Origin of the sequence: uncultured Gilliamella sp. (assembly GCA_945271295.1) — a bacterium.
Lineage (GTDB): Bacteria > Pseudomonadota > Gammaproteobacteria > Enterobacterales > Orbaceae > Gilliamella.
On sequence record CALYPG010000001.1, the window covers coordinates 164819 to 184177 of the forward strand.

The following is a 19359-nucleotide window of genomic DNA, read 5'->3' on the forward strand; positions in this document are numbered from 1 at the left end:
AAATGGCACAAATTATTAATTTAGGTCGTGTAGTTGGCAGAACAGGACCACGGGGTCCACAAGGTGAACAAGGTATCGAGGGGCCACAAGGGCCACAAGGCGAACAAGGCCCGCAAGGCATTCAAGGTCAACGGGGTTTAATAGGCCCGCAAGGGGAGCCGGGGCCTCGCGGTTTAACCGGTCCGCAAGGAGAGCCGGGGCCAGCAATTAAGTTAAGTTCTTCAATATACAGCGATGCCGAAAATGTAGCAGCCACATCGAAGGCGGTAAAAACCCTTAACGATAAGGTTTCACCTATATATAATCACATGTGGTCCGTTAGTAACCCTCAAGATGGGCGTACGGAGATTATATCAGCAAACGGAAACTCGTGTTTTAGCATCCGTGATGACGGTCGCTGTGGGCTTTGGTATGGGCCTGAAAATCGGTGGAAGTTTTTATTTGATCAGAGTGGAAATTTAGTAGCGGGCCGCGCGCCATCCTCAGCAGGGTTGGGGGTAGGTCAGAACTGGCAGTCTAGATTGAATAAAAGCGCCAGCGGAGTTACATTTACCAACACTACGGGCAGGCCTATCTTCGTTTTGGTGGTTACCGGGGCGGATGGAAACGGCTTGACAAGGGATATTCTGATTGTGAATGGCCTCAGTTTATTAACGGCCCCACAAACGTCGGGCTATACTGTATGCGCAATTGTACCTGCTGGCGGAACGTACCGTTCGGAGGCTAGCAAAATTTTAAGTTGGCGTGAGTTAAAATAGGGGTTACATTATGAAATATTATAAAAATGGTAGTGATCAAGTTTTTGCATACGAAGCGGACGGCTCACAGGATGAATTCATCCCCGACGATCAGATATTGATATCGGAAAAAGTAGCGCAGGAATTAATAAAAAAAATGCTGGACGCTAATTACGGGGAGTTTGTCCCGGATTCTGTTAGCAGATTTCAAATGATATCTATATTAAAAATAACAAAGTTTGAAGATGGTACACCTATGTTTCAAGTAGTAGATGAATATATAAAATCGCTACATGATGAAACCGACGAGAATATTATCCTCAAAACCGCATGGGAGACCGCAATGAGTTTTAACCGGGATTCGCTACCGGTACTAACCGCACAGCGGTTGTTAGGTTTGACGGATGCACAGGCGGATGAAATATTTAAAAAAGCATATGAAATAACAACATAAATGCGTATAACGGTATTATCTACGGTATTTTATATAGATTTGTTTAAAACTTATAATAAATTAAAGTCATATATCTGCTGTTAGTTTCCTGCTGGGGTCAAGTTTCAATAAGTCCATAACGATTATGTTATGTGTAAAAAACGGTTTTTCCAACGTTAATATAAAAACCACAGGATAAATAAGGGCTATTTTTAGTTGTTTATTTTTGTGAGTATCATTAACAGTATTTTATTCGTATCATATATAATTCTTCTAAAATATATTATCTATCATGAAAATTAAAGCAGCTAACGCATAAGATAAGTCTTATCACGTACTTTATTTTATAGTTTATTGCCCTAAAAGCTGTAACTTAATTAAAATTAATTGAATAAAGTGGGTATTAAACCTGTTATTACTAGATTTGATGAATAAAACCGCCGAAGCGGTGAAAATATTATTTTTTTGTATCAATAAATGGTAGTGTCGAATTAGGTAATACTGTTTCTGGTAACTTACCATCCCATTTTTCAGCTTTAGTCAATTCAACTAGTGCTGAATTAGCTTGTAATGCCTGAGTTTTTGCTGTAATAGCTTTAGCTTCTGCTTCACCTTTTAATATCACGGCTTCAGCCTCAGCTTTAGCTTGTGCTAGTGTACTATCTGCAATTGCTTGAGCCTTTGTAACTGCAATTTCTGCTGTGATTTTTTCTTTCTCCAGATTCTGTTTTTGTGTTTGAACTTCAACTTCAGCCTTCATTCTATCTTCTACGGACTGTTCATAAGCTCGTGAAAAATCGATATCCTCAATTTGTACAGACTCAACAATAATAGGGTAGTTTTCTAATGATTGTTTAATTGCATCATTCACATCTTTGGTTAGTTGTGCACGTTTTTGGACTGCCTCGATTGCGCTATAGTGACCAAATACGTTTTCTATTTGATTAGGTACTTGACGTTCAATTGTGTTAGATGACAATCCTTTTATATCTTTGAAGTTTAAATAAACACTTTCAACTTCACCGCTAGGCACTTTAAACGTTACAGATGCTTTAATTTTTGCCGGTTGCTGATCTTTACTGTAAGTCGATAATTCATTAAATGTTTGATTTTGGGTACGAGTGCTAATATATTTTACTGTATCAATAAAAGGCATTTTAAAATATAATCCAGCATCCACAGATCGGCAAATTGCACCATTGCGTAATTGAATAGCTTTTTCACCTGCATCTACGGTATACCAACCAGAAAAGGCAATGTATACCCCAATTATAATAATAATTGCTATTAAAAAAATTTTACTCGGTGATATCTTAGCAGCAATGGTTCCTTTCATTTTGTTCCTCATTTTTTATATTTTTACATAAGAATTAATAAAATAATAATTAGTAGCGCAAAGGTTACTTTGTTTAAAGACTATAGATTGAAATCCAAGTCAAAAATAAAAACGCTACATAAAGTCGTTAAGTCTATAACATATTGATTTTAAAATTTAATTTATTAAGCTGCAAGCTGTTTAATAAATTCTACACGTTCATAGCCATTAACTTTTTAATCAAACTATTTTTGTTTGATGTTAGGATTGATATAGTTGGTTTTATAAGGAATTGAATCAGGCTAAGGCTGATAGGCGAAATACGTACTGTTCACTTACAGCATTTCATAAATGCCGATCGCATTATCAATCTGGTTGTTGCGCAGACTTTGCTACCCAGCTTAATTGCATGTAAAATAAGTTAATTTCTCTATAATAATCAATTAATTAACAGCAAAATTGCAAAGAAAATAACCAATAGGGAATATATAAAAATAAGATTGGTACGCCCGGGTGGACTCGAACCACTGACCCCCACCATGTCAAGGTGATGCTCTAACCAACTGAGCTACGGGCGTATATTTGAAACACGCAAATATTAGCTTCCAAATGACTTTCTATCAAGTAAAAAAATTAAAAATAGCCTGTTTTTTAGTCTATTAAACAAAATTGATTACAAAACAAGCGTTATCTCATCTTCGATTTGTTTTCTTTCGCAGTTATCTAATTTTTTTGAGACATTCTTTTATTTGTTTGGATTGAAGCCGTTTTAATATTTAATTGTAAATAAATATAAGTTCTCGGTGGTTTGTTTAGGTTAATTTAGCTATACTCAATCTATCTGTTAAGCATTTAGTGTTTAGGTTAGTATGTCAATAAAAGATCGGATTGATGATGTTTTGCATAATGTTTTTGGCTATAAATCATTCCGGAATCAACAAAAAGAAATTATAGAATCAATTATTGATGGGCGAGATACATTAACAATTATTCCAACAGGAGGCGGTAAATCATTATGTTATCAAATTCCTGCTGTTATTTTACCTAAAACTGCTTTGGTAATTTCTCCATTAATTTCATTAATGAAAGATCAGGTTGACCAATTATCCGCTAATGGTATTCCAGCAGCTTATCTTAATGCTACCCAGTCGTCTGATGAACAACATCGGGTTATTGAGCAGTACTTAAATCATACAATAAAACTGTTATATATCTCGCCGGAACGATTAGCTGTTGCATCATTTTCGGCATTAATTGAGCAACATCATCCTTCATTAATAGCTATTGATGAAGCTCATTGTATTTCTCAATGGGGACATGATTTTCGACCTGATTATCGTCAATTAGGGCAACTTTCACTGCGCTTTCCAAATTTGCCTATTGTTGCGTTAACGGCAACTGCCGATAAAATGACACAGACAGATATTATTCACCAACTCAACTTAGTCGATCCCTTAATAGTGGTGCGAAGTTTTGATCGTCCTAATATTCGTTACACAGTTGTGGAAAAATTTAATCCTACTGAACAACTGGTTTCTTTTATTGAAACCCAAAAAGGCAATAGTGGCATTGTTTATTGTTCAAGTCGTTCTCGAGTTGAAGATATGACTACCCGATTAGCTGCGCGGGGGTTTTCGGTCATTGCTTATCATGCAGGATTAACTAACCATGAACGTCAACAAGCACAAGAATCTTTTTTAAAAGATGATGTACAAATTATTGTAGCAACGGTGGCTTTTGGTATGGGTATTAATAAACCCAATGTTCGTTTTGTGGTTCATGCTGATTGCCCTCGAACTATTGAAGCTTATTACCAAGAAACAGGGCGAGCAGGGCGTGATGGTGTGCCAGCTGAGGCGCTGTTGTTATTTAATAGCCAAGATCTCAATTGGTATCATCGGCAAATCGCCGAAAAAATGGATGGTGCACATAAAGATGTTGAATTGCATAAGATTAATGCAATGGAATCATTTGCACAAAGCTTGACTTGTAGAAGAATAGTATTACTAAATTATTTTGGTGAAAATCGTACTGAACCTTGTAATAATTGTGATATTTGTCTTTACCCACCAGAACTCTATGATGGTTTAATTGATGCACAAAAAGTCCTATCATGTGTTTATCGGGTAGAACAATGTTATGGTGCCCAATATATTGTAGATGTTCTGCGAGGGTCTGCGCGTTCACAAATTAAAGACAATGGACATGATAAATTATCTGTTTATGGTATTGGCAAAAAAAATTCATCTGATTATTGGTTAAGTGTAATTAGACAATTAATTCATCTTGGTTATTTGAGTCAAAATATCGCGACTTACACAACACTACAGTTAACCTCTAACGCTCGCCGAATACTACGTGGTGAAATTAACTTAACGTTGGCTAAACCACGCTTGGAAATTGTTAAGAAAAGCCGCTTAAATCGTTATGCTAGAGCAATTAATTTGACCACTATTTTATCTTATGAAGAGCGAATCTTATTTAATAACCTAAAAAGGCTTCGAAAAGATATTGCAGATGTTGAAGATATTGCTCCTTATATTATCTTTAGTGATGCTACATTACTTGAAATGGTACAAACTATGCCGGAAAATAAAAAAGAATTACTCAATATAACAGGTGTGGGTAATATTAAACTAGAAAAATATGGATCACTATTTTTAGACGAGATTAATAATTTCATTATCAAAAATATATAATCATTAAAAATTAAATTAAATTAAATTAAATTAAATTTAAGTATTAGCATTTATATCTAAATAGGTATAATTTTTCTAAGCAAATAAGTAATTAACAACTATAAAAATGGAGTTTTTTATGTCATTAATAAACGACATGCCACAAATGTTAGCATTAGTGCTATTATTGATCATCCTTTATCTTGGCGATATTGTCTCTACACGAACCAAAGCATGGATTCCTTCCGTATTTGTTTGTGCGGTACTATTTTTATTAGGCTATTGGACTTTTTTCCCAGTTGATATTGTGGCACGAGCTGGCATACCTAATGTCGTAGCTGTCATGTTTATGTACCTACTAATTGTCAATATGGGTACATTGCTATCAGTAAAAGAGTTATTACGCCAATGGAAGACAATTTTAATCTCACTTGCTGGCATTATCGGTATAATCATTATTACAATTATTATCGGATATTTATTCTTTGACCGTAATACGATAATAGTGGCCATTCCACCGTTAGTAGGTGGTATTGTCTCTGCTATTATTATGGCTAAAGGTGCAGCTGATGCCGGATTAGATAACTTAGCGGTGTTTGCCATTATTATCTATGTAATGCAAGGATTTATTGGTTATCCCCTTACATCAATTATGCTTAAACGAGAAGGGCGTAAAGTCTTACAAAAATATCATGCTGGAACTTGGTCATCAAAGGAAGATGCTAAAGCTAGCTTAGAAAGCAAAGAAGAAGTTACAACTGACGAAAATCCAATGCCACATTTATTTGCTAGCATTCCAGCTCGTTATAACTCCTCTTATTTCATCTTTTTACGTATTGCAACTGTAGGCTTTTTAGCTTATTTTTGTTCAGAAGTTCTAAAACCGATTGTTAGTGTTAGTCCTTTCGTTTTGTGTTTATTATTTGGTGTCATTGCCTCATCATTTGGTTTTTTGGAACGTCATCCTTTAAAAAAAGCAGGTGGTTTTGGTCTGGCAGTAATGGGATTAATGCTGTTTATTTTTAACACCCTTAGCAAAGCTACCCCACAGATGTTAATTGATCTTATTACTCCTCTTGTTGTCTTCATTTTAGCTGCTGTTGTGGGAATGTTTATTTTTTCTATCATCGTAGGATGGGCACTAAAAGTAAGTAAAGAAATGGCTTTTTCCATCGCATTGACTGCGCTATATGGCTTCCCTGCTGATTATATTATCACCAACGAAGTGATTAATAATTTGACCAACGATCAGACTGAAAAAGATATTCTTACCAGCCACATGTTACCGCCGATGTTAATTGGTGGATTTATATCAGTGACGATTGTATCAGTTGTACTTGCTGGGGTAATGGTTAACATGATTGTAGGGCCTTTAACCCCTATCAATTAAATTGGACTTGAACTAATTGAAATATAAAAGGTATAAAAATGATAAATCAAGAAATCAAAACATTAATCAAGCAAAATGTTGCTGATATGATCGCTTTTCGTCGTGACTTACACCGCCATCCAGAATTGCCATGGGAAGAGTTTAGAACTACAGATAAAATTGCTGAACAGCTCGATAAAATTGGTATTCCTTATCGCCGTACTAAACCAACAGGTATTATAGCTGAAATTCAAGGTGGTAAACCAGGCAAAAGGATTTTATTAAGAGCAGATATTGATGCCTTACCAGTACAAGAATTAAGTAAAAATATTGATTACAAATCTACAATTGATGGCAAAATGCATGCTTGTGGGCACGATACTCATGCTTCTATGTTACTTAATGCTGCTAATGCACTCTATGCAATTCGTGATCAATTAAAAGGTAATGTTAGATTGGTATTCCAACCAGCCGAAGAAATTGCCCAAGGTGCAAAAGGTATGATTGAACAAGGCGTTCTTGAAGGTGTTGATAAAGCCTTTGGTATGCATATTTGGTCATTAATGCCAGTAGGTAAAGTTTCTTGTGTGGTGGGTTCAAGTTTTGCATCTGCTGACATACTAACTGTTCGTTTTAAAGGCAAGGGGGGGCATGGTTCAATGCCACACGATACGGTTGATGCGGTGATGGTAGCATCAGCGTTTGTGATGAATGTGCAAGCGATTGTCTCGAGAGAAATTGCCCCACTCGATCCAGCAGTTGTAACGATTGGGCGGATGGAAGTGGGTACACGTTTTAATGTTATTGCCGAAAATGCAGTGCTTGAAGGTACAGTACGTTGTTTCAATGTTGCAGTACGCGATAAAATTGAAGCAGCAATCCGACGTTATGCTAATCAGGTTGCTTCTATGTACCGCGCAACTGCTGAGGTAGAATACGTTTATGGAACCTTGCCAGTCATTAACGAGAAAGAAAGTGCATTATTAGCTCAAAAAGTCATTGTAGAATCATTTGGTGAAGATACACTATATTTCGAACCACCAACTACAGGTGGTGAAGACTTTAGTTATTATACTGAAAATATTCCCGGTGCATTTGCTTTAGTTGGTTCAGGTAATCCAGATAAAGATACGCAATGGCCACATCATCATGGTTGTTTTAATGTTGATGAAGATGGCATGAAAGTAGGCGCAGAGCTTTATGCACAATATGCATGGGCATATTTGAACGAGCAGAACTAAATTATAATTAAACCAATCGCTAAATTGGTTAATAGTGATTGGTTTGGAATATTAATTTTCTTTAAGCAGCTTTTTTATTTATTAATTTAGTTAATCAGATATTCATATGGAAATTTAAATAAAATTGAACCCGATAATGCCTCGCATACCGGGTTTATTTTGCAAAGTAAATTAATACGTTATAATATGAGAACAAGTCATTTTTACTAAGTACTTCTTATTATTCTATAACAGCCGTTTAATAATTCTGTCAACTTTAATACGACTTAATCGTTTGATTAGTTTGCGTACATTTTTTGGGTAAAATTGGCTGGCTTGAATTTGTTGAAAGTGTGTAACTAACGTAGTCTTGTCGCGTATTGTGTTCAGTTCTTGGATAAATTGATGTTGTAATTCCTGTTTAGGATCGTGGACTAAAATTCCATTTTCTAGATCTAATCGCCAAGCTCTTGGATTGAGATTATTACCAGTTATCAATACCCATTCATTATCAACCCAAATACCTTTTAAGTGATAAGTCTGTTCTTGGTCTTTCCATAACCGAATGATCAGTTGTTGTTTATCAACAAAAGATTGTAATCGTTCAATGAAGTTCCTTAAATTGATCTCATATAGATAAGGTAAGCCACCAGAAATATTAAATGGTTTATCTTCCGGAATATAAAAATCATTAGCAACTTTATCCCCAATTATAATTTCAACTTGGCAACCTTTACGAAGTAATCGAATAATATCTCGTATCAAAATATTAGGTAGATTAAAATATGGAGTACACAATATTATTTTTTGTTGGGTTGTGTTAATCAAATGATGAATGATTTTATTTAGTTGATTATTACGACCTAATCCCGAAATTGGTGATACTGATAAGACATCATTATCAGCATCACCAGTATATTGATATTTAGCATCCATAAGATGTTGGCGTAACGCTTTGATCTCGGTTTTAATCTGTTTGCGAGTTTTGTGTTCAGCAATATCTAATCGTTGTAACCCATCGAATGGTAAAAAGTGATTATTTACATAGGTCACCATGCTGTCGGCTAAAACTTTATTGGTGATAAAGTGATAACGATCATAACGATATTTATCAAGTTTATGTAAATAGACATTATTGATACTGGCACCGCTGTAAATTACAGTGTCATCAATGATATAGCCTTTAAGATGTAACACGCCAAGAACTTCACGGCGATTAACCGGCACACCATAAATCGGGATATCAATATCGGGGTGTTGTTGTTTAAGTTGGTAATAATAACGCGCATTGGTTTGAGTTTTGTCATCACCAATTCTGCCACGTTGCGCTCTATGCCAGTCAACAAATATTTTTATATCTAGATTTGGTCGCTGTTGTTTGATTTGATAAAGCGCGTCGAGTATTTCTTTTCCAGCTTCATCGCGTTCGAGGTAGAGCGCAACGATATAAATTCGATGTTGTGCTTGATAAATATTTTCTAATAAAGCTAAACGATAAGCCTTGGCATCATAGACAATACGATATGAATTGGCATTTTGCTGAATTTTAGCCAATTCATTAAGATGCTTTTGATGATTATATTTTATAAATGGTATTCGCATAATTCATTATTATTGTAACTAGCTTAATTTTGTAGAATAGCACACTTTAAGCCAGAAAATAACCTCATTTTTATACAGTTTGTGATAATAATTACGCATAAAACACAACAATGAAGTACAGGTGAAAAGTTAGTTTTCTGAAATAATTAAAAGAAATTATAATTTTCTTTCATATTATTTATTATCACATCAATATAAACAAAAAAATATTAACTATCATGGTAAATCTTTATAATCAATATTATCTAATCCATCATGGTACCAACGGAGAATCTTGAAATCAATAATATCATCAGGGACTTCCGCTATTGTTCCTATCATTCCTTTTTTCTCATCTCCGACAAAAATATATTCATTTTCCTCTTCTTCAATTTTTCTATAAAATTCAGCTAATAATGCTGTGTTTTCTCCCGGTATCCACTTACCAAAATAAAAAAAATTATCAATTTGCCCATTTAATAAATAACCAATAAATTGTTTTTTCCAAAAAACTTTTTCTTTATCCATTTCATTTACCTTTTCTTTTGACATCCATTATTTCAAATCCAGACTTACTTTTTCTTTACCTTTTGCTGCTATATAGAGATCTTTTATTTCATTTATAAAAAAACGAACAACTTAAATCTAAACATCTAAAACTTTTTTGGAATTGCACCTTTTTTTATTGGATCAAACCCTTTAGGCCATTTTGTTTGTTGATCAAAAATTGCATTTTTAAAGGAAGCATTTTCATAACTTAAAAATAATAAACTGGCACCACATACATCTGTATCATCAAAGCTAGCGCCGGAAACGTTTGCATCATTAAAATTTGTATATCTTAATATCGAATTATTAAATTTAGCAGCTATAGGTAAAGATCGAGTAAAAATGCTACCAGAGAAATTAGAATTTCTTAAATAAGCATTCATTAACGCTACTTCTGTAAAATCAGCATTGATACATGATGTGTTTTCAATATTTACATTTCGCAAATGAGATTTATTAAAGACTGCTTTATCAAGACATATTCCATTAAAAATAGCTCTATGTAAATTTTGAGAACGAAAGTCCCAACCAATTAATGAATTAGTAAAGAATTCAATAGATTCTCCTGTTTCAAACTTTATTATCATTGATGATTACCTTAGGAATTTTATCAATAATCAAATACTCAACAGATTTAGTGCTTGCCAACTTACGAGGAACAAATTGATTTGGTATTATTTCTGGTACTACTTTATACAATTATGATTCTTTATATCATTGATTTAAAGATAAATAATACTATTATCAACTTTTATTGATGTTAGAATGTTGTTTGCTAAAATTAACTAAAAATCAATAAATGGAAAGGTTTCTCTAAAGCGTTTTTCGATCTCGGGATGTTGTTGCAAGGCATTTAAAGCTTCTTCATCAGAAATGTGATCATCATCTGTTATATCATCATTTGTTAATCTATACCCCCTCCCTCTCTTTATGGCAATTGCATATAATGCGATGGACTGTTTTTTAGAATGTTTCCAGTCAGGAACAAATCCTATTACTTCATAAATATCCTTGAGATAACTATCAAAATCCATCAGATCAATAATATACATTGGTAATTCATCAACATTATTGTTTATTACTATATTAATCGCCCAATCATTTAACTCTTTTATGTCTATTGCTCGTTCATACAAAGCATCAACAACGAACCCTATAACATCATCATTTTCACGTGTTAATCCTTTCATTTATCATCTCCGTTTTGGATTTGCTTTATCACCTATAGATCAGTATGTTAGGTTGATCTATCGGTGCAAGTTATATTCTAATTTTGTTTTCGATGGGTCCATTTAAAAACGTAAATTTATAGGGACTAACTCTAATTCGTTTTAACTGTTCTAAAATAAATCTATTCATTTACTACTATTATCGATAGGACTATGCTGAATGCTTAAGTAGTCATTTTTAACTCGTTATTTATTTTAAATTACATAGATTGTCAAAGATAGATACTTTTTGGATATACTTAAGAAGTAACAACGATGCGAAAATTAGTCATAAATGTTAGGGCCTTTACAACTTTTTCTATCAGATTTTGCCTATCTTTATCACTCAAAATAATCAGATTTAGGTTTTCATCATAGATTAAATTTATATAGATATACATAATGCCTTTTTCGAAAGGTATATCCCATCCAAATTCATAATATATTTTGTATGTTGAACAAGCATCTTTATAACCGATATAATCTCTTCCCGCAGAATAGACTTCATAACCTGAAATATGACGAACACTTTGTTCCGTTATTTTAGTAAATTCAGCCATTTTATTTCCTTTGTTATAATATTTGAAACTTCAATATTGATTCCTAATTTAAGGAAATGTGTTGTATTAAAATTAGAATCAGATTTGCATTTAATTATAAGAACAAATAAACTGATAAAATACCATAGAATTAAAGCAAATAGGTGAATTTATGAATAATAAAGAATTAGTTATTAATTTTTATAAAGATATTTTTGAAAAAGGAGAGTTGGCTAAAGTTGCTAATTATATTGCGGATGATTATATTCAACATAATCCAAGAGTTGCTACAGGTCGAGTCGGTTTTATCAAATTTATTGAAGAATTTATAAAACTACAACCTAAAATAGAATTTATCAATGTAAGTAGTGAAAATAATTTTGTTTATGTTTTTTTTAAATGCACTCTTGCTAATGGTATTATTAATAAAGTATGTGACATTTATCGTATTGAAAATTCAATGTTAGTTGAGCATTGGGATGTTATTGAACATAATGTAGAAATAATCAAAGCTGTACATAATAATGGCATTTTTTAGCGTTTTATTTGCTGTTTAACAATTTATTAATTTTTTCTGATATTCAGATGACTTTTAAATTCATTTTATCAACTATTTTTTAGCTAACTATCAGCTACCAAGTGTATTAATATCTTCACCATCAATTTTATTCCACTTGCCTTTTTACGACTTTGGCGTAATTTCATTTTGCGATATTTAGCTATAATGACGTCATAATTGTTTATAACTTTGAGTTTTTCCTTTATTGGGTACAAAATATTCGCTTGACAAAACACTATCGAACTAGTTTAATAGTACAAAATTAATTACCTAGTTTAACTTATCATGAAACGACAATACCTAGTCACTAAATTTATAAAAACAACTGTTTTTGGTTGGTGGCGTATCACTGTTGGCGGGTGAGGTGAAGTCGTATTGTCTGTTTCACAAAACCCGCTGACTGCGGGTTTTTTAGTTTGTGGATAATAATCAAAAACAATGTGATAAAAATTAAAAAGCAGAGAGTTAACAATGAATAAGCCAACATTAACACAGATAACCAAATCAATGGGGTATTATCAAGATCCGACTCAGGTTTTTAATCAATTATGTGCAAGTCGCCCGGCAACGTTGTTGTTGGAATCTGCCGAAATTGATAATAAACAGGGCATTAAAAGTGTAATGATTGTTGATAGTGCGCTTCGTATTTCCGCAATTAATAATCAAGTAACCATAAGTGCATTAACCAGCAATGGTGAAAAATTATTACCATTATTGCAGCAAGCACTGATTGAAAAAGTCGCTGATAGCCAACTGGCGCAGCAACAACTTATTTTAGTGTTTCCTGCAATAGATAACCTGCAAGATGAAGATTCAAGGCTTAAGTCAGTATCTGTTTTTGATGCCTTAAGAACCTTGTTACACGTGGTTAATGTACCTACCGATTGTAGTCAAGATGCTTTGTTTGTGGGTGGCTTATTTAGCTATGATTTAGCGGCTGGTTTTGAACATTTGCCGGTATTACCAACCGATCAACGTTGTCAAGATTATTGCTTTTATTTGGCCGAAACCTTATTAGAAATAAATCATAAAGATCATACTTCTATTTTAAAAACTACGGCTTTTACCTCCGATGCTAATGACATTGCTCGTTTAAAACAAAGATTAGACGAATTACAAACAATTTTACAGCAACCCAGCAAACCAATTAATAAGCAGTCACTGGCAAATGTGCAAGTCACTTGTAATAAAAGTGATGATGATTTCAACACCATTGTTAAAAAAATGCAAGATGCCATACAACAAGGCGAAATTTTTCAAGCAGTGCCATCACGGCGTTTTAGCTTACCTTGCCCGCAACCGTTGGCGGCTTATCAAGTGTTAAAGACTAATAATCCCAGCCCATATATGTTTTACATGCAAGATCAAGATTTTGTCTTGTTTGGTGCTTCTCCGGAAAGTGCGCTTAAATATGCTAAAGCTACTAATCAAGTGGAAATTTACCCCATTGCTGGTACCCGACCTCGTGGCATAACCGCTAATGGTGAGATTGATCATGATTTAGATAGCCGTTTAGAACTCGAAATGCGCACTGACAAAAAGGAACTGGCTGAACATTTAATGTTGGTTGATTTAGCACGTAATGACTTAGCCCGGATTTGCCAGCCTGGTAGTCGTTATACCAAAGAATTATTGAAAGTGGATCGCTATTCTTTTGTGATGCATTTGGTTTCACGAGTAGTAGGGCAGTTGCGGGATGATTTAGATGCGTTGCATGCCTACCAAGCAACTATGAATATGGGGACGTTAACGGGGGCACCTAAAATTCGTGCCATGCAGTTAATTGCAGAAACCGAAAAGTGCAAACGCGGCAGTTATGGTGGAGCGATAGGTTATTTTACCGCCAATGGTGATTTGGATACGTGCATTGTGATTCGTTCGGCTTATGTAGAGGAGGGCATCGCCACGGTACAAGCTGGTGGTGGTGTGGTGTTGGACTCGGAACCACAATCTGAATCAGATGAATCACGCAATAAGGCGCGCGCAGTAGTGCGGGCAATTATGGCAGCACATAATGTAGAAGGTGTATTCTAATGGCTAATATCTTATTTATTGATAATATTGACTCGTTTACCTATAACTTAGTCGATCAATTACGTAGCAGCAAACATCATGTGACTGTTTATCGTAATACCCTTCCTGCTGATGTGATTATCGAAAAATTAGCGCAGATGCAAAATCCGATTCTATTCTTATCACCAGGCCCCGGCGCGCCAAGTGGAGCAGGGTGCATGCCGGAATTGCTTAAACGCTTAAAGGGTAAGTTGCCAATTATTGGTATTTGCCTTGGGCATCAGGCTATTGTTGAGTCTTATGGTGGCAGCATTGTGCCAGCAGGTGATATTTTACATGGTAAAGCCTCACTAATTGAACATGATGGGCAAGCTATGTTTCAGGGGTTACCTAATCCGTTACCAGTCGCGCGTTACCATTCATTAAAAGGTGAAAATATCCCAAAATCACTCACTATTAATGCAATCTGCAATAATATTGTTATGGCAGTACGTAATGATCAAGATCGCGTTTGTGGTTTCCAATTTCATCCGGAATCAATTTTAACTATTTATGGTGTGAAATTATTAGAACAAACTATTGAATGGGCGCTTAATCCTCCTGAACAACAATTACCATCACAATCGCAACCAGAAGCCATTGTCGATAAGCAAGAATACAATATTCAACCGATTTTGAATAAACTGTATCTTGGCCAAGTTTTAACTCAGGAAGAAAGTAAAATACTATTTAACTTGATTATTCAAGGAAAGATTGAACCAACGGTTTTAGCCACAGCAATAATTAGTATGAAAGTCCGCGGTGAACAGCCAGACGAAATTGCCGGCGCGGCTTTAGCTTTACTCGAAAATGCCGATCCTTTTGCCGCCCCAAGTTATGACTTCACTGATATTGTCGGTACCGGTGGTGATGGCACTAACAGTATCAATATTTCAACAGCCAGTGCCTTTGTAGCGGCGGCTTTAGGTTATAAAGTGGCTAAGCATGGTAATCGTGGCGTTTCCAGTAAATCGGGTTCATCTGATGTACTTTCTGCACTAGGCATTAAATTGAATATGTCTGCGGAGTCCTCTCGTAAGGCCTTAGACGAATTAGGTGTATGTTTCTTATTTGCTCAGCAATATCATTCAGGGTTCCGTCATGCCGCACCTGTTCGCCAACAATTAAAAACACGTACCATTTTTAATGTACTTGGGCCATTAATTAATCCATCACGACCTAAACGTATTTTATTAGGGGTATATCATCCTGATTTAATTAAACCGATTGCCGAAACTTTAACAATGCTTAACTACACTCACGCTTATGTGGTGCATGGTGCTGGTATGGATGAAGTCGCCATTCATGGTGACACCCAAGTTGCTGAAGTTAAAAATGGTGAAATTCGTTACTTTAACCTTACTCCGGATGACTTTGGCTTGCAAACATTCACTTTAAAAGATATTGAAGGCGGAACACCCGAGATGAATCGTGATATGTTAGTGGCTATTTTACAAGGTCATGGCAAGTTAGCCCATGAGTCGGCTATTGCAGCTAATGTAGCTATGTTAATGAGCTTGTTTGGTGAGCCAGATTTAAAACACAATGCTAAACAAGCAATTGAGATGATGCGCAGTGGTAAAGCCTATCAACTCTTACTTCAATTAGCGGCAAGGCAGTAGAGGGACAATAATATGGCAATTGCAGCACTAACTAAAAATGTTGAAATGGCAACAGTATTAAAAAAGATTATTGAAGACAAACAAGTCTGGTTAGAAGGTCGCCAAGCACAACAACCTTTGGCAACATTTAAATCAGCCATAACCGCCAGTGATCGTGATTTTTATCAAGCCTTAACAAAACCTAAAACGGTATTTATTTTAGAATGCAAAAAAGCCTCGCCGTCAAAAGGTTTGATTCGTAACGATTTTGATCCAGCCAGCATTGCTAGAGTTTATAAAGATTATGCTTCGGCTATTTCAGTATTAACCGATGAAAAGTATTTTCAAGGTAGTTTTGATTTTTTACCTATAGTCCGTAACGAAGTCACTCAACCAGTGCTATGTAAGGATTTTATCATCGATGAATATCAAATTTATTTGGCCCGTTATTATCAAGCTGATGCAATATTATTGATGTTGTCCGTGGTTACAGACGAAGAGTATCAACGCTTTAGCCAACTTGCTCATCAGCTAAAAATGGGAGTATTGACCGAAGCCAGTACCGCCGATGAAGTCGAGCGTGCAATTAAATTAGGCGCTAAAGTAATTGGCATTAATAATCGAAATTTGCGTGATCTCACCGTGGATTTAAATCGGGTAAAAACCTTAGCTAAGAGCATACCGAATGATCGCATTATTATTAGCGAATCGGGTATTTATACTCACCAACAAGTTAAAGAACTGAGTAACTATGCTAATGGTTTCCTAATTGGTAGTGCGTTAATGTCGGAAAATAATTTAGCTTTAGCTATTCGTAAGGTCATGCTTGGTGAAAATAAAGTGTGTGGTTTAACTCGAATCGAGGATGCACTAAGTGCTTATAAAGCTGGAGCTGTTTATGGTGGCTTAATTTTTGTTAATAATTCCCCGCGGTATATTCAGCCGGTTAAAGCTCGTACGGTTATTGCGGCCGCACCATTAAATTGGGTGGGAGTATTTAAAAATGCCGAAGTTGATGAAATATCGCAAATAGCTAAACAGCTGTCATTGTATGCGGTGCAACTTCATGGTAGTGAAGATGAAGACTATATACAAACATTGCGCCGTAACTTGCCTGAAAAATGCCACATATGGAAAGCGTTAAGTATTGCTGACAACATTCCTGAACATAATAATCCATTAATTGATCGTTATGTGTTCGATAATGGTTCTGGCGGTAGTGGTAACAGTTTTGATTGGTCATTATTAAATGACCAAAATCTTGAAAATGTGATTTTAGCTGGTGGTATTAATCCACAAAATATTAAAGCAGCGTTAGCAAGCGGTGTGATAGGTGTTGATCTTAACTCTGGAGTGGAACTGTCACCGGGGATAAAAGATCCACAAAAAATAACAGCTGTATTTGCACAAATTTGATCGAATAATTTTAATTAAAAGGTAATAATTATGTCTAAATTAAATCCGTATTTTGGCGAGTTTGGTGGGCAATATGTTCCCCAAATATTAATGCCTGTACTTGAGCAGCTTGAGCAAGCCTTTTTAGCCGCTAAAGACGATCCTGATTTTCAAAAAGAGTTTAACGATCTACTAGTCAATTATGCTGGTCGCCCTACAGCGCTAACCTTATGTAAAAATCTAACAGCCGGTACTAAAACTAGGCTTTACTTAAAGCGTGAAGATTTAGTGCATGGTGGTGCCCATAAAACTAATCAGGTATTAGGGCAAGCATTACTAGCCAAACGCATGGGTAAAACCGAAATCATAGCTGAAACTGGCGCTGGCCAACATGGGGTTGCTTCGGCGTTAGCTTGTGCTTTATTGGGATTAAAATGCCGCATTTATATGGGTGCTAAAGATGTTAAACGGCAAGCACCTAACGTATTTAGAATGCGCTTAATGGGCGCAACGGTGATCCCGGTAGAAACAGGTTCCGCAACGTTAAAAGATGCCTGTAACGAAGCCTTACGTGATTGGTCAGGTAGTTATGAAAAAGCACATTATATGTTAGGTACTGCTGCTGGTCCGCACCCTTTCCCAATGATTGTGCGTGAATTTCAGCAAATGATTAGCCGTGAAGCCAAGCAACAGATCCTCGAAAAAGAAGGGCGCCTGCCAGATGCCGTCATTGCTTGTGTGGGTGGTGGCTCAAATGCAATTGGCATGTTTGCCAATTTTATTGATGATAAATCGGTGAAGTTAATTGGGGTTGAGCCAGGTGGTCATGGCATAGAATCGGGACAACATGGCGCCTCACTTAAACATGGTAAATTAGGCATTTATTTTGGGATGAAAACACCAATGATGCAAACTGACGAAGGGCAAATCGAAGAATCTTATTCTATTTCTGCCGGACTTGATTTCCCGGCAGTTGGGCCACAGCATGCTTACTTAGATAGTATTGGACGTGCCGATTATGTGTCAATTACTGATGATGAAGCCTTGAATGCGTTCCAAGCATTATCACGTCATGAAGGTATAATTCCGGCACTTGAATCATCCCACGCTTTGGCTTATGCCTTAAAGATGATCAAACAAAATCCGAATAAAGAACAGTTATTAATTGTTAATCTATCCGGTCGGGGAGATAAAGATATCTTTACCGTTTATGATATTTTAAAAGCAAGAGGAGAAATAGAATGAACCGTTATCAACAACTGTTTAATCAATTAACAGCCAAAAATGAAGGTGCATTTGTTCCTTTTGTGCCAGTTGGCGATCCTAATTCCGAACTGTCCTTGCAAATTATTCAAACTATGGTGGATGCAGGGGTGGATGCTTTAGAGTTAGGTATTCCATTTTCTGATCCTATGGCCGATGGACCAACCATCCAAAACGCCAATATCCGCGCCTTTAATGGTGGGATCAGCGTAGAAAAATGCTTTGCAATCTTAACCAAAATTAGGGCTAAAAATGCTGATATTCCAATTGGATTACTGATTTATGCTAATTTAGTGTTTAAAAATGGCATTGACAATTTTTATGCTAAATGTGCTAAAGCGGGTGTCGATTCGGTATTGATTGCTGATCTTCCGGTGCAATACTCACCAGAATTTACCGGAGCGGCCAATAAATATGGTATTGCACCGATTTTTATTTGTCCGCCTAATGCTGATGATAATGTAATTAAAAACATCGCCAAACATGGCCAAGCCTATACCTATTTAGTGTCGCGAGCTGGTGTTACCGGCACCGAAAATCGCGCCAATAAACCATTAACTCATTTGCTCGATAAATTAACGCAATATGGTGCCCCGCCAGCAATTCAAGGATTTGGTATTTCTGAACCTTGTCAAGTAACAGAAGCAATCAAAGCTGGCGCGGCTGGCGCAATTGCCGGTTCAGCAACAGTTAAAATTATCGAGAAAAATCTCAACAATCCAGAAAAAATGTTAAGTGAGTTAGCTGAATTCGTAAAAACTATGAAAGCAGCGAGTAAAAAATAAGATATTAATCCGCTGATTATTCAGCGGTTTTATTAATTATGATGACATGAATTTGGTCGTTGAATATAAAAAATC

At 35.6% G+C, this 19359-nt stretch carries 17 protein-coding genes and 1 tRNA gene; 11 read left to right on the forward strand and 7 right to left on the reverse strand.

Annotation, left to right across the window (positions count from 1 at the left end; translation table 11 throughout):
* Positions 1 to 2: 2 nt before the first annotated feature.
* Together Q0K76_RS00830 and Q0K76_RS00835 are read left to right on the forward strand one after the other, a co-directional pair.
* Complete coding sequence (locus Q0K76_RS00830; RefSeq protein ID WP_294609781.1) at positions 3 to 758, forward strand: tail fiber protein; 756 nt, start codon at positions 3 to 5, stop codon at positions 756 to 758.
* A 10-nt stretch (positions 759 to 768) separates the two neighbouring features.
* A complete protein-coding gene (locus Q0K76_RS00835; protein WP_294609786.1) occupies positions 769 to 1191 on the forward strand; it encodes a hypothetical protein in 423 nt (140 codons plus the stop codon).
* Between the two features lie 436 nt (positions 1192 to 1627).
* On the opposite strand, the gene Q0K76_RS00840 is transcribed toward Q0K76_RS00835, so the two are convergent.
* Both Q0K76_RS00840 and Q0K76_RS00845 read right to left on the reverse strand, forming a co-directional pair.
* Positions 1628 to 2506: a prohibitin family protein gene (locus Q0K76_RS00840; RefSeq protein ID WP_294609789.1), complete on the reverse strand. Its 879-nt coding sequence runs from the start codon at positions 2504 to 2506 to the stop codon at positions 1628 to 1630.
* Positions 2507 to 2986: 480 nt separating this feature from the next.
* Positions 2987 to 3063, reverse strand: a tRNA-Val gene (locus Q0K76_RS00845).
* Between the two features lie 291 nt (positions 3064 to 3354).
* On the opposite strand from Q0K76_RS00845, the gene recQ reads away from it, so the two are divergent.
* The 3 genes from recQ to Q0K76_RS00860 all read left to right on the forward strand — a co-directional run bounded on the left by recQ (position 3355) and on the right by Q0K76_RS00860 (position 7773).
* Positions 3355 to 5184 carry a DNA helicase RecQ gene (gene recQ, locus Q0K76_RS00850; RefSeq protein ID WP_294609792.1) on the forward strand — a complete coding sequence of 610 codons (1830 nt, stop codon included), beginning with the start codon at positions 3355 to 3357 and terminating at the stop codon, positions 5182 to 5184.
* A gap of 136 nt (positions 5185 to 5320) precedes the next feature.
* On the forward strand, positions 5321 to 6553 hold the full coding sequence (locus Q0K76_RS00855) for a hypothetical protein (protein ID WP_363322357.1): 1233 nt from the start codon (positions 5321 to 5323) through the stop codon (positions 6551 to 6553).
* A 38-nt stretch (positions 6554 to 6591) separates the two neighbouring features.
* Complete coding sequence (locus Q0K76_RS00860; protein WP_294609798.1) at positions 6592 to 7773, forward strand: M20 family metallopeptidase; 1182 nt, start codon at positions 6592 to 6594, stop codon at positions 7771 to 7773.
* 225 nt (positions 7774 to 7998) lie between these two features.
* Here the strand turns inward: Q0K76_RS00860 and pssA are convergent, their stop codons facing one another.
* From pssA to Q0K76_RS00885, 5 genes are all read right to left on the reverse strand, one after another.
* A complete protein-coding gene (pssA, locus tag Q0K76_RS00865) occupies positions 7999 to 9354 on the reverse strand; it encodes a CDP-diacylglycerol--serine O-phosphatidyltransferase (RefSeq protein WP_294609801.1) in 1356 nt (451 codons plus the stop codon).
* Between the two features lie 216 nt (positions 9355 to 9570).
* Complete coding sequence (locus Q0K76_RS00870) at positions 9571 to 9861, reverse strand: hypothetical protein (protein ID WP_294609804.1); 291 nt, start codon at positions 9859 to 9861, stop codon at positions 9571 to 9573.
* 125 nt (positions 9862 to 9986) lie between these two features.
* On the reverse strand, positions 9987 to 10469 hold the full coding sequence (locus Q0K76_RS00875) for a pentapeptide repeat-containing protein (protein ID WP_294609806.1): 483 nt from the start codon (positions 10467 to 10469) through the stop codon (positions 9987 to 9989).
* Positions 10470 to 10667: 198 nt separating this feature from the next.
* Positions 10668 to 11072, reverse strand: a complete 405-nt coding sequence (locus Q0K76_RS00880) for a hypothetical protein (protein WP_294609810.1) — start codon at positions 11070 to 11072, stop codon at positions 10668 to 10670.
* A 278-nt stretch (positions 11073 to 11350) separates the two neighbouring features.
* Complete coding sequence (locus Q0K76_RS00885) at positions 11351 to 11650, reverse strand: hypothetical protein (protein WP_294609813.1); 300 nt, start codon at positions 11648 to 11650, stop codon at positions 11351 to 11353.
* A 151-nt stretch (positions 11651 to 11801) separates the two neighbouring features.
* Between Q0K76_RS00885 and Q0K76_RS00890 the strand changes: the two genes are divergently transcribed.
* The 6 genes from Q0K76_RS00890 to trpA all read left to right on the forward strand — a co-directional run bounded on the left by Q0K76_RS00890 (position 11802) and on the right by trpA (position 19284).
* Positions 11802 to 12167, forward strand: coding sequence for an ester cyclase (locus Q0K76_RS00890; protein ID WP_294609816.1), 366 nt, complete (start codon positions 11802 to 11804; stop codon positions 12165 to 12167).
* 492 nt (positions 12168 to 12659) lie between these two features.
* Positions 12660 to 14222: an anthranilate synthase component 1 gene (locus Q0K76_RS00895; protein WP_294609819.1), complete on the forward strand. Its 1563-nt coding sequence runs from the start codon at positions 12660 to 12662 to the stop codon at positions 14220 to 14222.
* Entirely contained in the window at positions 14222 to 15862 is a 1641-nt protein-coding gene (trpD, locus tag Q0K76_RS00900; RefSeq protein WP_294609822.1) for a bifunctional anthranilate synthase glutamate amidotransferase component TrpG/anthranilate phosphoribosyltransferase TrpD, read from the forward strand. Before Q0K76_RS00895 ends, trpD begins: the two co-directional genes overlap by 1 nt.
* 12 nt (positions 15863 to 15874) lie before the next feature.
* Positions 15875 to 17257, forward strand: coding sequence for a bifunctional indole-3-glycerol-phosphate synthase TrpC/phosphoribosylanthranilate isomerase TrpF (trpCF, locus tag Q0K76_RS00905; protein ID WP_294609826.1), 1383 nt, complete (start codon positions 15875 to 15877; stop codon positions 17255 to 17257).
* A 27-nt stretch (positions 17258 to 17284) separates the two neighbouring features.
* Positions 17285 to 18481 carry a tryptophan synthase subunit beta gene (gene trpB / locus Q0K76_RS00910; RefSeq protein ID WP_363322358.1) on the forward strand — a complete coding sequence of 399 codons (1197 nt, stop codon included), beginning with the start codon at positions 17285 to 17287 and terminating at the stop codon, positions 18479 to 18481.
* The gene (trpA, locus tag Q0K76_RS00915) at positions 18478 to 19284 is read left to right on the forward strand and encodes a tryptophan synthase subunit alpha (RefSeq protein ID WP_294609832.1); all 807 of its coding nucleotides are present in this window, start codon (positions 18478 to 18480) and stop codon (positions 19282 to 19284) included. Before trpB ends, trpA begins: the two co-directional genes overlap by 4 nt.
* Positions 19285 to 19359 lie beyond the last annotated feature (75 nt).

Coding starts and splice junctions, on each gene's coding strand:
- Q0K76_RS00875 (WP_294609806.1), bottom strand. CDS start 10,469: ATGATAATAAAGTTTGAAACAGGAGAATCTATTGAATTCTTTACTAAT.
- trpCF (WP_294609826.1), top strand. CDS start 15,875: ATGGCAATTGCAGCACTAACTAAAAATGTTGAAATGGCAACAGTATTA.
- Q0K76_RS00860 (WP_294609798.1), top strand. CDS start 6,592: ATGATAAATCAAGAAATCAAAACATTAATCAAGCAAAATGTTGCTGAT.
- Q0K76_RS00890 (WP_294609816.1), top strand. CDS start 11,802: ATGAATAATAAAGAATTAGTTATTAATTTTTATAAAGATATTTTTGAA.
- Q0K76_RS00830 (WP_294609781.1), top strand. CDS start 3: ATGGCACAAATTATTAATTTAGGTCGTGTAGTTGGCAGAACAGGACCA.
- recQ (WP_294609792.1), top strand. CDS start 3,355: ATGTCAATAAAAGATCGGATTGATGATGTTTTGCATAATGTTTTTGGC.
- Q0K76_RS00855 (WP_363322357.1), top strand. CDS start 5,321: ATGCCACAAATGTTAGCATTAGTGCTATTATTGATCATCCTTTATCTT.
- Q0K76_RS00885 (WP_294609813.1), bottom strand. CDS start 11,650: ATGGCTGAATTTACTAAAATAACGGAACAAAGTGTTCGTCATATTTCA.
- Q0K76_RS00895 (WP_294609819.1), top strand. CDS start 12,660: ATGAATAAGCCAACATTAACACAGATAACCAAATCAATGGGGTATTAT.
- trpA (WP_294609832.1), top strand. CDS start 18,478: ATGAACCGTTATCAACAACTGTTTAATCAATTAACAGCCAAAAATGAA.
- pssA (WP_294609801.1), bottom strand. CDS start 9,354: ATGCGAATACCATTTATAAAATATAATCATCAAAAGCATCTTAATGAA.
- Q0K76_RS00880 (WP_294609810.1), bottom strand. CDS start 11,072: ATGAAAGGATTAACACGTGAAAATGATGATGTTATAGGGTTCGTTGTT.
- Q0K76_RS00840 (WP_294609789.1), bottom strand. CDS start 2,506: ATGAAAGGAACCATTGCTGCTAAGATATCACCGAGTAAAATTTTTTTA.
- Q0K76_RS00870 (WP_294609804.1), bottom strand. CDS start 9,861: ATGGATAAAGAAAAAGTTTTTTGGAAAAAACAATTTATTGGTTATTTA.
- Q0K76_RS00835 (WP_294609786.1), top strand. CDS start 769: ATGAAATATTATAAAAATGGTAGTGATCAAGTTTTTGCATACGAAGCG.
- trpD (WP_294609822.1), top strand. CDS start 14,222: ATGGCTAATATCTTATTTATTGATAATATTGACTCGTTTACCTATAAC.